Here is a 13,789-nt window from a genome sequence, read left to right as displayed (position 1 = left end):
TTCCCCGTGCCGGGCCCCTGAACTGCACAGACCCGTACTTCTGTTGTCTCCGTCCGGCGTACGGCGCAAACAGCCCGGGTATCACCAAACTGGCAGAAGACGGGACGTCAGCTGCCGTGGGTGAACGAGGAGTTGTGGACACATGACGTGTTGGTACGAGGGGCCCTTGGCGGCGTTCGACACGGAGACCACGGGCGTGGACGTCGAGACCGACCGGATCGTGTCGGCCGCCGTCGTCGTCCAGGACGCGCCCGGCACCCGCCCCCGGGTGACCCGGTGGCTGGTGAATCCGGGGGTGCCGGTGCCCGCCGCGGCGACGGCGGTGCACGGGCTGACGGACGATCAGTTGCAGCGCGACGGCCGGTGGCCGGCGCCGGTGATGGAGGAGATAGCCAGGGCGCTGGCCGAGCAGGCGGTGCGCGGCCGTCCGCTGGTCGTGATGAACGCGCCGTTCGATCTGACGCTGCTGGACCGCGAGTTGCGACGCCATCGCGCCTCGTCGCTGGACCGCTGGTTCGAGGCGACGCCGCTGCGGGTCCTCGATCCCCGGGTCCTGGACAAGCATCTGGACCGCTACCGCAAGGGCCGGCGCACGCTCACCGATCTGTGCGCGCACTACGAGGTGACCCTGGACGGCGCGCACGACGCGGCGGCCGACGCGCAGGCCGCGATGGATGTCGTCCGCGCGGTGGGCCACCGTTTCGCGACCCGGCTCGCCCGCCTCTCCCCCGCCGAACTGCACACGCTGCAGGCCGTGTGGCACGCGGCCCAGGCCCGGGGGCTGCAGGCCTGGTTCGCCCGCAGCGGCACGGAGGAGGCGGTGGACCCGGCATGGCCCCTGCGTCCGGATCTGCCGGCCGCGGCGGCATGAGAAAAGCCGGTCCGCGACTGCGGACCGGCTCTTTCCCGGTGGGCGATACTGGGTTCGAACCAGTGACCTCTTCGGTGTGAACGAAGCGCTCTCCCACTGAGCTAATCGCCCGGGAACGGACTGAACAATACAGGTCCCGACGGGTCTGGTTCAAACCGCTTGTCCGCACGCCGTGAGGTACGCGAGCAGTCCTCTTCGTCCCGCCCGCATCATCAGCGCGTGGTTGGCGCGGAACAGGGGCCGCCCCGGTACGGCGAACCGCCGCAGCAGGGGTTTGGAGACGTCGACCTCCTGGTCGTAACGGGCGAGCGTGCCCGTGCCGTCGGCGGTGAGTGTCCAGCGGGCCCAGCCGTCCAGGTCGCCGGTCATCTCGATCTCCAGGACCCCCGCCGCCCGGTCGCTGCGCACCTCCCGCGCGGTGAAGGCGAGGTCGTAGGGGAGGACCGAGCGGACCCGGACGGTGCCGGTGGTGGCGTCGAGCCGGGTCACCTCGCGGACCTGCGGCCACCAGCGCGGGTAGTCGTCGACGCACTGGAGCACGTCGTACACGGCGGTGGGCCGGGCGGGCAGGTTCCAGTGGCTGAGGAAGCGGTAGTGGCACCAGTCCATGGTCGGATTCTGCCTGCACAGGGCCGGTTCACTCGGGAAGTGAGTACGCCCTGAGTATCCGCACTCATGTCGTACGCCGTGACGCGGACCACACTCCCCTGCATGACGTCCTTTCCGTCCCCTGCCGAGGAGTTGCGGGCCCTCGATGCCGAGCTGCGGCACCTCGACGCCCGCCGCGCCTTCCTGCTCGGCCGCCGCGCGTGGCTGCTGAACGCCCTGTACACCGCCGCGCCCGGGTCCACGCCCGCCGCACCGCCCGTACGACGCCCCGAGGCGACGGCGCCTCGCGTCCAGAACGTGCTGCTGGTCCTCGGGGGCATCCTGCTGACGGTCGCGGCGATCGCGTTCACTCTGGTCAGCTGGGGCCACCTGGGCATCGCGGGCCGGGCCCTGGTGCTCGGCGCGGTGACCGTGGCCGCCCTCGGCGCTCCCGTGCTCCTGCTGCGACGGGGCCTGCGTTCGACGGCCGAGGCGGTGGCCGGTCTGGGCCTCGCCCTGACGGTCCTGGACGCGTACGCCCTGCACGAGGTCGCGTTCGCCGGGGCGGACGGTACGGGGTACGCGGCGGCCGCGGCGGCGGTGCTCGCGACGGTGTGGGCGGCCTACGGGCTGGGGCTCGGCGCACTGCGGGCCGGAGTGGCCGAGTCCGGCGGGACGTCACCCCGCACGGCCCTCGGCCTCCCGCTTCCTCTCGCCCTGTGCGCCGCTCAACTCCCGCTTCTCCTCTGGTCGTTCGCGATGGACGCGAGCGTGGAGACGGTCACGGCCGTGCTGCTGGCGACAGCGGCGGCCGACACCGCGATCGCGCTCCGGGTCTCCCTCGAGCCGGTACGGATCGTCGCCGTCGTCGGCGCGTCCGGCTGGGGTGCCTGGGGTGTGTCGGCGGCCGGGTGGCTCTCGTGGGCCGCCACCGGCCCGGGCGCCGCCGCCCGTGCGGCGGCGCTCCTCGCCCTCGCCGCCGCGATCGCCCTGACCACGGCCCGGCTCGCCCCGAAGCCCGCTCTGGCCCTCGGCACCGCCCTCGCCGGCGGGCTTCTGACGGTGACGGGCGTCGGCGGCATCGCCCGCACGATCCTGCCCGAGGTATGGACGGTTCCGGCCCATCTCCTCTGCGGGCTCGCCCTGTTGACTGCCGTACGGGCCCAGGCCCCCGAGCCCGTACGGCGCGGTCTCGTCCACGCCTCCGCCGTCGTCCAGGGCCTCGCGGTGGCCACGACGGTGCCGGTGGTGGCGATCGCGCTGCTGGGCCCGGTGGGCCTGCTGGAGCGGATCTGGTCCGGCGCGCCGGAGAGCGCCCGCACGGCGGTGACGCTCGACGCCCCGTGGCCCCCGAACACGGCGACCGTCCCCCTCGTGCTCGCCGTCGTCGCCGGAACACTGGCCCTGACCGGACGCACGGCCCCATGGCGGACCCCGGCCCTGGCCGGCGCCTCGGTCCTCGCCTGGGCCGCGGCCCTGGTCCTCCCGGCGGTCCTGGAACTGCCGTACCTGGCCGGGCTGATGACCCAGGGCGTCCTCATGGCGGCGACCCTGGCTCTGGCCGGATTCCTGCGACTGGCGGCCCCCGAGCCCTCCCAGCCGTCCGAGCAGTCCGAGCCGTCCAAGCCCTCCCCGCTGTCCGATCGCCTTCGGTCGCCGCTGCCGCTCACCGGTGCCCTGCTGGCCCTGGTCACCTCCGTGAGCCTGGTCCTCCTCTCCCTGGCCACCGAGCCCACGACCCTCGTCGCCCTCGCGATCTCGGCCGCACTGTTCGCGGGGGCCGCCTGGCGCACCGGCCTCGGCCCCCTCGCCGCACCGGCCTCGCTCGTCCACGCCACGGCCCTGACCTGCGCGATCGGCGCGTCCGTCGGCTGGGAGCCGCAGCACACCGCCCTGCTCGTCCTGACGGTCCCGGCGATCGCGGCCCTGCTCGCGGCGCGCCTCGGCGACTCGCCCACGACGATCCCGGTCGAGGCGACCGGTGCAGCGGCCGGCCTCCTGGCCATCGCCCTCTCGGCCACGCACCCGCCTCTGCTGGCCCTGACCCTCGCGCTCTGCGGGGTGATCGTCACGGGCAGGGCCGTACGACCGGACCGCCGTCACCTCGGCTGTCTGGCCGCCGTGCTCTTCGTGACCGCCTCATGGGTACGGCTGGCGGTCTGGGAGGTCGGCGCGCCCGAGGCGTACACCCTGCCGGTGACCCTGCCCGCCCTGGTCGTCGGCCTGCTGCGCCGGCGCCGGGACGTGACGGCGTCGTCCTGGACGGCGTACGGCCCGGGACTCGCCGTCACGCTGGTCCCGAGCCTCTTCGCTGCCTGGGGCGACCCGCACTGGCTCCGCCCCCTGCTGCTGGGCGCCGCCGCCCTGGCGGTCACCCTGCTGGGCGCCCGCCACCGCCTGCAGGCCCCGCTCCTCCTCGGCGGTGCCACCCTCGCCCTGGTCGCCCTGCACGAGCTGGCCCCCTACATCGCCCAGGTCGTGGACGCCCTCCCCCGCTGGGTGCCTCCCGCACTCGCCGGTCTGGCGCTGCTGGCGGCAGGCGCCACCTACGAACAACGCCTGCGCGACGCACGCCGAGTGCGGAACGCGCTGGGAAAGCTGAGCTGAGACGCGCCCCGTCAGACGCGCGGGGAACTGCGCGAGAAGCCCCCACGAGCCTGTGGTTTCCCACCAACCCTAGGCAACCGAAGCCCCCCGGCACCAGGCAACCGAAGCCCCCCAGCACCCCCAGCGGAGCGTCACGGCATCTTGTCGCCCACCAACGCCAGGTTCTGAATCGCCGCCAACCCGTACAGCGCCGTCGCGTTGGTCGACACCCACGCCGCCTCGCTGCCCGGCACAAGCGCCGTCGGGCCCTCGATCCTCTTCGTGGACCAGTCGGTCGACTCCTTGTAGTCCCAGGTGTCGGCGCTGTTGTAGAACTGCCGCCATGCCCGCGCCGCCAGCTTGTCGTCGCCCAGGTGGACCGCCGCGTACGCGTCCTGCCGTGAGTGCCCCTGGAAGAGCAGCAGGTTGCCGAAGTTGGAGCCGTACCGCGCGGCCTGTTCCGCCTTCGTCGCGTTGAAGTAGCGGCAGTAGTCGAGCCACGCCTCCTTGAACTTCGGCATGTCGACCTGGTCGATGAGCTCCGCGCACATCTCGACCAGACCGAACATCGCCGACAGGTGCGAGACCCCGACCACGGGCTTGTCCGCGACGGCGAACCTGCCCGTGTCCAGGTCGTAGAGGCCGGTGCCCTGGACGAATCCGTTGGGCTGGGCAGCGATCGTCTCCATGGTCGACAGGACGCGGGCCTTGGCCTTCTCCCACTTGGGGCCGCGCCGCTCCCACTCGGTCAGCCACGCCGACACCAGGCCCGACCAGTCGGTGCCGAAGCCGATCGACAGGGCGTTGCGGTCGGGCGTGTACGGCTCGGTGCGGATCTTGCGGATGGGGTCGAGGACGAGGAACGTCTCGTCGGAGTCGACATTGGCGTGCATGAGGTCGCCGACGCGTTCGTCCGCGGTGAGGAAGTAGTAGTAGCGGCGGTAGGTGGTGTTGGCGATCCGCTGCTGCTTGGCGCTGTCGGCGTAGTGCTGGACACCGTGGCGGGTACCGAGGCCGGCCCACTTCCCCAGGTGGTACACGTCGACCTCGCCGGTGTGGCGGGTCATGGCCTCGGCGAAGCGGAAGATGTCGGCGCGGCCGGAGCGCATGTACGCGAACCACAGCCACAGGTCGGGCGAGAGCTCGGAGTTGTCCCAGGCGTAGCCGCCGACGTCGTAGCACCACTGGTGGCGGCTGGGGTCGTAGCTGTGCATGATGTCGCCGTAGTCCCAGAAGCCGTACCACCGGCGCATCTCCACCTGGTCCTTGTAGTAGGTGAAGAGGAAGTCGAGGTGGTCCTCGATCTTCGCCTTGGCGGCGGTGGAGCGGTCGGGCTCGGAGAAGAGCTTGCCGAAGACGCCTGCCTTGATGAGCTGCTTGGGCGGGGCGGCGAGCTGCGGGGGCCTGCGGACGGCCTCGATCTGCTTGGCCATGTCCTCGGCACCGGGTGTGGACTCGTGGGCCCAGAAGAGCAGTTCGCTGGTGCGGGCGATGCCGTAGGGGGTGCCGAACTCCGGCTCGTAGTCCTCGTAGGTGATGTTGAGGCCTTCGAGCTGCTCGGGGTAGGTGTCCTGGCCCATGCCGTCGTGGTAGAAGCGCAGGTCCATGGGCTGCGCCTCGGGTGACCAGAGCCAGAGGGTGATCTCGGCGGTGTCGGTGTGGGCGTCGCGGATGTCGAGCTGGGCGGGAAACTTCTCCCAGAAGTCGCGCAGGCCGAAGGCGAACCCGCCGGACGCGCCGCCGACGTACCCGAAGCCGCTCGCCCTGCGGCCGCCGCCGGCCGGGATCCAGCCGTGGCCCTTCTTGGTGCGCTTGCGCACCCCGAAGCCGTCGGCGGACAGCTGCGAGAGCGTGTAGTCGCCCCACTCGGGGATGTACTGCAGGCGGGTGGTGACCCGCTGGTCCCACGTCGAGGGGTCGGGCAGCTTCTTGCCCTCGAACTGGGCGGTGCGCACGGCCGCGCCGGGGTCGCGGCGCAGTCCGGTGATGCCCTTGACCGCCTCGCGCAGCAGACCGGTGCCCTCGCCGCCGACACGTATGTGGCGGTCGTACGCGGCGTCGCGCATCGGCACCTTGAAGCGGACGCCGATGCCCCGGATGAAGTCGCCGCTCGCCCTGCCGGGCTCCTGGGTGCCGTCGAAGGTGATGGTGTGCACCATGCGGAACGACTCGGCGCCCGCGTAGAAGTAGAGGCGGATCGAGAAGGGCAGCCAACTGCGGCTCCCCTTGCGGTGCTTGCCGTCGATGCGGACAACCGCGCGGACCGGGCCCTCCTGCTCGACCTCGACCTCGCCGATGACGCTCTCGAAGCGTTCGTACTTCTCGGTGCCCTGGTCGCCGTCCTCGATCTCGGGCTGGCGCAGCAGGACCAGTCGGCCGGTGTGGGCGACCTCGGTGGAGCCGCGCCGTACGGACTTCACCAGGGTCGAGCCGGACGTGCCGATCCTGGCGGTGATGACGCCGGTGGAGACGTCGATGGTGCCGCCGCTCCTGTCGACGGTGACCTTCTTCTCCGGGGCAGCGGGGGTACCGGCGGCGAGGGTGAGCTTGCCGGAGCCGGCGCCCGCGCCCACCGCGTGCGCGGTCCACTTCACGGAGCCGTCTGGCCAGTAGCCGATGGGCCAGGACTGGACCGGGATGTCCTTGCCGTCCGCGTCCTGCAAAGAGAACGACTGTTCCTTCTCATAGGCGCCCTTCGGCCACGGCACACCCAGGGTCGAACCGGGAGCGGCGCCGAGTCCGCCGTCCTCCAGCCAGTCCAGGGTCACCGGTTCCGCCTCTGCGGCCTCGGCTCGGGGTGCGGCCTGCGCGTTCGAACTCCCTAGCGCCCAGCTGAACTGCGCGGCGGCTCCTGCGACGGCGGCCGCCTTGAGAAGGGACCTGCGGTCGATCGGGGACATGGCCTTTCCTTTCCGAACGGGAAGTCGTACGTGCGGGTGGTCAGGTGCATGACAGAGAGACCCGGCACCTCCGGGGCGCCGACCTGGCCCCGGCCGGTCAGCGGCGCCGGTGCCGCTCCTCCACGGCGACGGCCGCCGCCGCGACGGCCCCGAGCACGGGGACCGCGAGCGGCGCGACGAACCAGGCGGAGCAGGCCACCACGGCCAGTCCACCGACGAGCAGAAAGGATCCGGCGGGATCGAGCACGGTCCGCCGCCCGGCCGCGCCCAGCAGGCCCCGCCAGGTGGCCCCGGGCCGCCAGACCGCCGCCGCGCGGAGCACGGCGACGGCGGCGCCGATCAGCCCGAGGACCCCGATCGCGCCGACCAACGGCCCGCCCGGGAGACCGGCGCGTACGGCCTGGACATCCACCCAGACCGCCGCCAGCACCGCCCAGCCGACGAGCCCGACGATCCAGCCGCCTCGCACCGCCGCCCGGAAGTCGGCCACGAACTCCCGCCGGCCACCGCCCACATGGGCCGTATGGCGTCGCAGGTGCCGGGAGCCCGCGGCGAACGCGGCGGGGTACGTCACCAGCGGCAGCGCGGCCAGCGCGATCCACACCCCCGTGAGCAGACACTCGGCGAACAGCGCGAACCGTTCGGCGAACGGGGACTCCTCGCGGAGCGCGGCCGACTTGGCGCGGTCGCGGTCGCGGGTACGGCTGCGGCTGCGGCTGCGGGCGAGGGCCATGGTCGGCTTCACCTCAGCCCTTCAGACCGGACGTGGCCATACCGTCGATGAGGTAGCGCTGGAAGGCGAGGAAGAAGGCGAGCACCGGCAGCAGGGCCACCAGCGACATCGCGATCATGCCGCCGTAGTTGGCCACGCCGTCCTGGTCCACGAACATCTTCAGACCGAGCGAGACCGTGTACTTGTCCGGCTCGTTCAGATAGATCAACGGACCCATGAAGTCGTTCCAGGAGTTGATGAACGTGAAGATCGCGCTGGTGATGAGCGCGGGCCGGGACAGCGGCAGGACGATCGACCAGTAGATCCGGAAGTGCCCGCACCCGTCGAGCCGGGCCGCCTCGTCGAGCTCCCTGGGCAGGTTCCGCATGAACTGCACCATCAGGAAGACGAAGAACGCTTCCGTGGCCAGGTACTTCGGCAGCAGCAGCGGGGTGTAGGTGTTGATCATCTCCATGTTGCGGAACAGCACGTACTGCGGGATGAGCAGGACGTGGTACGGCAACAGGAGCGTGCCGATCATCAGGGTGAAGAGCAGGTTGCGGCCCGCGAACCTGATCTTCGCGAAGGCGTACGCGGTCAGCGAGCAGGACACCAGGATCCCGACCACCGAGCCGAGCGCGAGCACGACCGAGTTGAGGAAGAAGGTGGAGATCGGGATGTCGGCGATGCCGTCGGAAAGCCGGGTGTAGTTGGCGATGATCGGGTCGGTCGGCAGCAGATCCAGACTGCCGACGATGTCCTCGCTCTTCTTGAACGAGCCGCCGACGACCCAGATCACGGGATAGAGGATCACGGCGAGGAGTGCGAGCGACCCGAGGTGCCAGGCAAGGGAACCCGGCAGCCTGCGCCGCAGTGCGGTCGCCCGTCCGGACGGTGCCGGGGCCGGGGCCGGGGCGATCTCGGTGGCCTGTGCGCTCATCAGGCACCCTCCTCGTAGTGCACCCAGCGCTTCTGGGACCAGAACAGCACCGCTGTCACCAGGGCGACCGCGATCAGCAGCAGCCACGCCATGGCGGAGGCCAGACCCATGCGGCTGTTCTCGAAGCCCTGGACGTAGAGGTAGCAGGTATAGACCATCGAACCGTCCGCGGGACCACAGGCGTTGCCTCCGGCACCGCCGCCGACGATGTACGCCGAGCTGAAGATCTGGAACGAGTGGATCGTCTCCAGCAGGACGTTGAAGAAGAGGACCGGCGAGATCATCGGCAGGGTGATGTTCCAGAACCGCCGCCACTGGCCCGCCCCGTCGACCTCGGCGGCCTCGTACAGCTCACGCGGCACCTGCTTGAGCCCGGCGAGGAAGATGACCATGGGAGCGCCGAACTGCCAGACGGTGAGCGCCACCAGGCTGTAGATGATCAGCTCCGGGTCGCCGGTCCAGCCGCCGACGTCGATCCCGAAGATCTTCTGCGTACGGTCGACGATCGCGTCGTCGGAGAAGATCGCCTTCCAGACGATCGCGATGGAGACGCTGGCCCCGATCAGCGACGGCGCATAGAAGGCGGCTCGGTAGAAGGCCTGGCCGCGCCGCTTCTGGGCCAGCAGCAGCGCCACGCCGAGGGCCAGCAGCAGCTTGAGGGGCGTACCGACGACGACGTACCACAGCGTCACCCGCACCGAGTGACGCCAGCGGGGGTCGGCGAACATCTCGGAGAAGTTGTCCAGGCCGATCCACCTGGGCGCGTCGAACAGGTTGTAGTCGGTGAACGCGAAGTAGAGCGAGGCGGCCATCGGACCTGCCGTGAGCAGCAGGAATCCGGCGATCCACGGGGACATGAAGAGATAGCCGGCCAGGTTCTCCCGGCGGCCCCGCCGCAGACGCGCGGCGGGGCTCGGGGTGTCGGCCGGACTCTGCCGCGGCTCGGAGCGCTCGCCCTTGGACAGGCCCTCCGTCGCAGGGGCGTGTGTCACGGTGGTTCCCATCAGGTGCCGAGAGCCGTCTTCGACTCGGTGAAGAACTGCTTGACGGCGTCGTCGACCGAGCGCGTGCCGAGACCGAGTTCCTCACCGATGCGCAGGAAGGCCGCCTCGCAGATGTCCGCGCCGTTCGGGTGCGGGGTGATGGGCTCCAGCACGCCCGCCGAGACGAGGGACTCCTCGTACTCGGCGATGGCCTTGTTGACCGGGTCGGTCGGCTGGAACGCGTCGTACTGGGCCTGCGTCGCGGGCACCCCGCGGTCATAGCCCATGATCTTGGCCACCTCCGGCTCGTGCACCATGAAGTCGATGAACTGCGCGACTTCCTTGGGGTGCCGCGTGCGCCTGGACCCGCTGAGCATGAGGGAACCGAGGTACTGGCCGGTCTTCTTGCCGTCGGTGGTCGGGATGGGCGCCAGACCGTAATCGCTCTTGCCCTCGGAGGTGTAGCGGACGGTGAAGTTGTCCCAGGTGAACTCACCGGCGGCGAGCTCCGCGGCGACCGCCGACTTGGGCTTGATCTGCGCGACCTTCTTGGGGTCGGCGAAGAGGCCTTCCTCGATGCCCCTCTCGGCCTTCGACCACCAGGCCTTCAGGTCCGCCTCGGTGAAGCCGAGCCCGTCCTCGGTGAAGAACGCCTTGCCGTTCTGGCGCAGGTAGAGGTCGTAGAGGTACATCACCCCGTACATGCCGCTGTCGCCGGCGCGCCCCGTCTTGTCGCGGATCTTCTTCATCGCCGCGTCGAAGTCGTCCCAGGTCCACCCCTGCTCGGGCTTGACACCCGACTTGGTGTAGACGGGCTTGTCGATCACCAGGGCCATCGAGTTGGACCCGACCGGGATGCCGAGCAGCTTTCCGTCGACCTCGCCGAACTTCTCCAGGCCGGCTCTGAAGCCGTCGAGGGAGAGATTGCCCGCCTCGACCTGTGGGCTGAGATCGAGCAGCACATTCTTGGCGTCATATTTCCGGAGGAAACCGATGGCATTCTGGAACACATCCGGCGGATTTCCACCGGAGGCCTGGGTGTTGAACTTCTTCCAGAAGTCGAGGTACGGCTGGAAGTCCGTCTTCACCTTGATCTTCGGGTACTTCTTCTCGAAAAGCGCGATGCACTTCTTGATGCGCTCCGCGCGGTCCTCGGCGCCCCACCAGGCGTAACGGATCGTCACCGTCCCGTCCCCCGCGCCACTGTCGCCGCCACAAGCCGTGGCCGTCGCCCCCAGCCCCGCGACGGCCAGTGAGGCTCCGGCCGCCTTGAGGACCGTCCGCCTCTCAACGTTCCCGTACTGCTGCATGGTTGAGCCTCCCCGCGACGCTGCGTACCGCTCCATGAATCGTTTCAAGTAAGCGCTTGCTGGCACAAGGTACGGAGCCCCTCAGGAGACGTCAATGATGCGGACAGGAATTGATGGAAAGCGGAGTCGGCGACGCGCCCGGCGCTGCGGCCCCGCAGGTGACAGCCGGTCAACTGAAAGCGCAGGTGGGCGAGTTGCGGTCGACGGGCCGAACGGGAAGAGGTCCGCAGCGCGACTGACGGACGAGGCTGAAAGGAGTCAGCGGGGCGGGCCCCGCCCCCGCCCCCGAACCGCCCGCGAAGCACGGCGAGCCGACCGAGCACGAGTGCGGCGCGAGGGCACGCAAGCACCGAATTCGGCCATATGCCGAAGTGCCGGAGCCGTCACCGAGGCGGCGCACGACCGCCGGCCCGCCTCTCACAGCACCCGGACCTCCGCAGGGCGAACGCCCCGGGCACACCGCGCCCCCCCCCGGCCGCCACCACGAAAACGGCCCGGTCCACGTTTCCGTGGACCGGGCCGCCATCATCCGGTGGGCGATACTGGGTTCGAACCAGTGACCTCTTCGGTGTGAACGAAGCGCTCTCCCACTGAGCTAATCGCCCGGACGCAGGAAGAACATTACCCCATGTCAGGGGGTGCCTCCGACCACACCTGGAATCCCGCTGCCGTCCCGGCGCGGCTCACTGGTTCTTGATGTTCCAGGGCATCTCGAAGCCGAACTTCCATACGTAGAAACCGGCGAGGCCGGCCACGATCACCAGGCCGACCGAGGTCAGAATGATGTTGCGGCGCCGCACCTTGGGGTCGAGGGCGCGCTGCGTGGCCTCGGTGACCTTCCGCTTGGTCCAGCGGAGCACCAGCTGGGCCCAGACGAACTCCGTCGCCCAGATCGCCATGCCTGCGAAGATCACGACCCAGCCGGGACCGGGAAGCGGAAGCATGATCACACCCGCGACCACCACCGCCAGACCGACGATGAAGATGGCCACCTGCCAGCTCAGGTGCAGCATCCGCCGCGCTCTGATGAATTCCGGCGCACGGGATCCGAGCGGCGCCTCGTTCTTGGCCACATCGGCCTCACTGTTCGCTACGTTGCCGTCACTCTTCGTTCCGTCGGCCGTCAGTGCGGCCTCCCCCGGTCCGTAACTCCCCGTGTCCATACGGCCAAACCCTACCGGAGAGAAACCGGTCACCGGAATGGTCGTACCGACAGAAGACGGTCTCGGCCGGATGAGCTACCAAAAGCGACGCAAAACTCCCAGAGGGGTTTACAACGGCACCGTAGGTGGCATGTCGATTTCGCCGACGTGCGAATCCCCGAGCGCACACTGAGCGAAAGGCCTTGGCGCTTATGAACACCACGGTCAGCTGCGAGCTGCACCTGCGCCTCGTTGTGTCGAGCGAGTCCTCACTGCCCGTTCCCGCGGGACTGCGGTATGACACGGCCGATCCCTACGCCGTGCACGCCACCTTCCACACCGGAGCAGAGGAAACCGTCGAATGGGTGTTCGCCCGCGACCTCCTCGCCGAGGGGCTGCACCGGCCCACCGGCACCGGTGACGTCCGTGTCTGGCCGTCGCGCAGTCACGGCCAGGGCGTCGTGTGCATCGCCCTGAGCTCCCCGGAGGGCGAAGCCCTCCTCGAAGCCCCGGCGCGGGCCCTGGAGTCCTTCCTGAAGCGCACAGACGCCGCCGTGCCGCCCGGCACGGAACACCGGCACTTCGACCTCGATCAGGAGCTCTCGCACATCCTGGCGGAAAGCTAGGGGCGAGGGCCACAGAGCCGCCCGGCGCCGTCCACTCGGGGAGACGGCTCGGGCCCGTACAACCGAATACGGCTTCAGGCCGACCCATCGACGCCGCCGCGCGGATCTCCGTGCGGCGGCGTCGCCGTGTCGTGTCCGCGCGAACCCTCGAACCCGGGCCCGGGCACGAATCGGGGCCCTGGCCCGTTCCGCTCGTACCAGGGGTCCTCCAGGGAGCTCCAGTACGGTCCACACCGGCCCGCCGCCCGCCGAACCATTACCATCGGCCAGCATCGGCGGGCGCCCGCCCGACCCCGCAGGCCAGGGAGCGAAACGTGCTGATCACCCACGACACCCGGTGTTCTCTCGACGCCGTGGTCGATCTGGTGAACACCGTGCCGGAGAACGACACGGCGACCGACGGGCTCGCGACCGTCGCGGCGCTCGCCGAGTTCGTACGAAACCACGAGGTCAGCGAGGTCGGAGTGCTGACCGAGCTCGACCTCGCGGCCGTACGCAGGGTCCGTGGCCGGTTCGCGGAGGTCTTCGCGGCCCCCGACCCGGGCTCGGCCGCCGCCGTCATCAACGAACTGGTCGCCGCCGCGGGCACCACGCCCCGGCTCACCGACCACGACGGCTACGACTGGCATGTGCACTACTTCGCCCCCGGCGCGTCGCTGGCCGACCACCTCGCCGCCGACTGCGGCATGGCGCTGGCCTTCTTCGTGGTCGCCGGGGAGCAGGAGCGGCTGCGCCGCTGCGAGGCACCCGACTGCAGACGGGCTTTCGTCGACCTCTCCCGCAACCGCTCGCGCCGCTACTGCGACAGCCGTACCTGCGGAAATCGTCTGCATGTGGCCGCCTACCGGGCACGCCGCAAGGAGGCGGCGGGCTGACGCACCACCGGCCCTGCGGCCGGGTGCGCGTACGGGGGCTGACGGAGCCCTCGACGGGTGACGTCAGGGGCTCCGTTTACAGCTCACAGCATCAGCAGGTCGTGCAGTGACGCCATGAGCAGCAGGCAGCCGATCACCGCTAGGAAGATCATCAGCGGTGGCTGGGAGAGCGCGAAGAGACAACCTCGTCGCTCCTCGGGCGGGGCGGCGGTGTCGCTTTGTGTTGTGTCCAGCATCTCGCCGCGATGATGACGCA

12 protein-coding genes and 2 tRNA genes are annotated in these 13,789 nt (G+C 70.2%); 4 read left to right on the top strand and 10 right to left on the bottom strand.

Going from position 1 to position 13,789, the window contains the following annotated elements:
- Positions 1-142 precede the first annotated feature (142 nt).
- Complete coding sequence (locus GWK25_RS16400; protein WP_215450948.1) at positions 143-871, top strand: 3'-5' exonuclease; 729 nt, start codon at positions 143-145, stop codon at positions 869-871.
- A 39-nt stretch (positions 872-910) separates the two neighbouring features.
- Here GWK25_RS16400 and GWK25_RS16395 read toward each other — a convergent pair.
- Both GWK25_RS16395 and GWK25_RS16390 read right to left on the bottom strand, forming a co-directional pair.
- Positions 911-982, bottom strand: a tRNA-Val gene (locus GWK25_RS16395).
- Between the two features lie 39 nt (positions 983-1,021).
- Entirely contained in the window at positions 1,022-1,480 is a 459-nt protein-coding gene (locus GWK25_RS16390) for an SRPBCC family protein (protein ID WP_215450947.1), read from the bottom strand.
- Positions 1,481-1,582: 102 nt separating this feature from the next.
- Between GWK25_RS16390 and GWK25_RS16385 the strand changes: the two genes are divergently transcribed.
- Positions 1,583-4,066 (top strand): SCO7613 C-terminal domain-containing membrane protein, encoded by a 2,484-nt coding sequence (locus tag GWK25_RS16385; RefSeq protein ID WP_251828882.1) that lies wholly within the window; start codon positions 1,583-1,585, stop codon positions 4,064-4,066.
- Positions 4,067-4,197: 131 nt separating this feature from the next.
- On the opposite strand, the gene GWK25_RS16380 is transcribed toward GWK25_RS16385, so the two are convergent.
- The 7 genes from GWK25_RS16380 to GWK25_RS16350 form a co-directional block, all read right to left on the bottom strand.
- Positions 4,198-6,945: a Tat pathway signal sequence domain protein gene (locus GWK25_RS16380; protein WP_215450945.1), complete on the bottom strand. Its 2,748-nt coding sequence runs from the start codon at positions 6,943-6,945 to the stop codon at positions 4,198-4,200.
- A gap of 97 nt (positions 6,946-7,042) precedes the next feature.
- On the bottom strand, positions 7,043-7,678 hold the full coding sequence (locus tag GWK25_RS16375; protein WP_215450944.1) for a hypothetical protein: 636 nt from the start codon (positions 7,676-7,678) through the stop codon (positions 7,043-7,045).
- A gap of 13 nt (positions 7,679-7,691) precedes the next feature.
- On the bottom strand, positions 7,692-8,597 hold the full coding sequence (locus tag GWK25_RS16370; RefSeq protein ID WP_215450943.1) for a carbohydrate ABC transporter permease: 906 nt from the start codon (positions 8,595-8,597) through the stop codon (positions 7,692-7,694).
- Entirely contained in the window at positions 8,597-9,601 is a 1,005-nt protein-coding gene (locus tag GWK25_RS16365; RefSeq protein WP_215450942.1) for a carbohydrate ABC transporter permease, read from the bottom strand. The genes GWK25_RS16370 and GWK25_RS16365 overlap by 1 nt, the downstream gene beginning before the upstream one ends.
- The gene (locus GWK25_RS16360; RefSeq protein WP_215450941.1) at positions 9,601-10,890 is read right to left on the bottom strand and encodes an ABC transporter substrate-binding protein; all 1,290 of its coding nucleotides are present in this window, start codon (positions 10,888-10,890) and stop codon (positions 9,601-9,603) included. Before GWK25_RS16360 ends, GWK25_RS16365 begins: the two co-directional genes overlap by 1 nt.
- 533 nt (positions 10,891-11,423) lie before the next feature.
- A tRNA-Val gene (locus GWK25_RS16355) sits at positions 11,424-11,495 on the bottom strand.
- A 78-nt stretch (positions 11,496-11,573) separates the two neighbouring features.
- The gene (locus tag GWK25_RS16350) at positions 11,574-12,053 is read right to left on the bottom strand and encodes a TIGR02611 family protein (protein ID WP_215450940.1); all 480 of its coding nucleotides are present in this window, start codon (positions 12,051-12,053) and stop codon (positions 11,574-11,576) included.
- 191 nt (positions 12,054-12,244) lie between these two features.
- Here GWK25_RS16350 and GWK25_RS16345 point away from each other — a divergent pair, with 191 nt between their 5' ends.
- A complete protein-coding gene (locus GWK25_RS16345) occupies positions 12,245-12,658 on the top strand; it encodes an SsgA family sporulation/cell division regulator (RefSeq protein ID WP_004002642.1) in 414 nt (137 codons plus the stop codon).
- 314 nt (positions 12,659-12,972) lie between these two features.
- The gene (locus tag GWK25_RS16340; protein WP_215450939.1) at positions 12,973-13,533 is read left to right on the top strand and encodes a CGNR zinc finger domain-containing protein; all 561 of its coding nucleotides are present in this window, start codon (positions 12,973-12,975) and stop codon (positions 13,531-13,533) included.
- A gap of 83 nt (positions 13,534-13,616) precedes the next feature.
- Here the strand turns inward: GWK25_RS16340 and GWK25_RS16335 are convergent, their stop codons facing one another.
- The gene (locus GWK25_RS16335) at positions 13,617-13,769 is read right to left on the bottom strand and encodes a hypothetical protein (protein ID WP_189785967.1); all 153 of its coding nucleotides are present in this window, start codon (positions 13,767-13,769) and stop codon (positions 13,617-13,619) included.
- Positions 13,770-13,789: the final 20 nt, after the last annotated feature.

The sequence above is a fragment of the Streptomyces sp. ATCC 21386 genome, from assembly GCF_018728545.1.
Taxonomy (GTDB): Bacteria; Actinomycetota; Actinomycetes; order Streptomycetales; family Streptomycetaceae; genus Streptomyces.
This window is presented reverse-complemented; position numbering and strand designations above follow the sequence as displayed.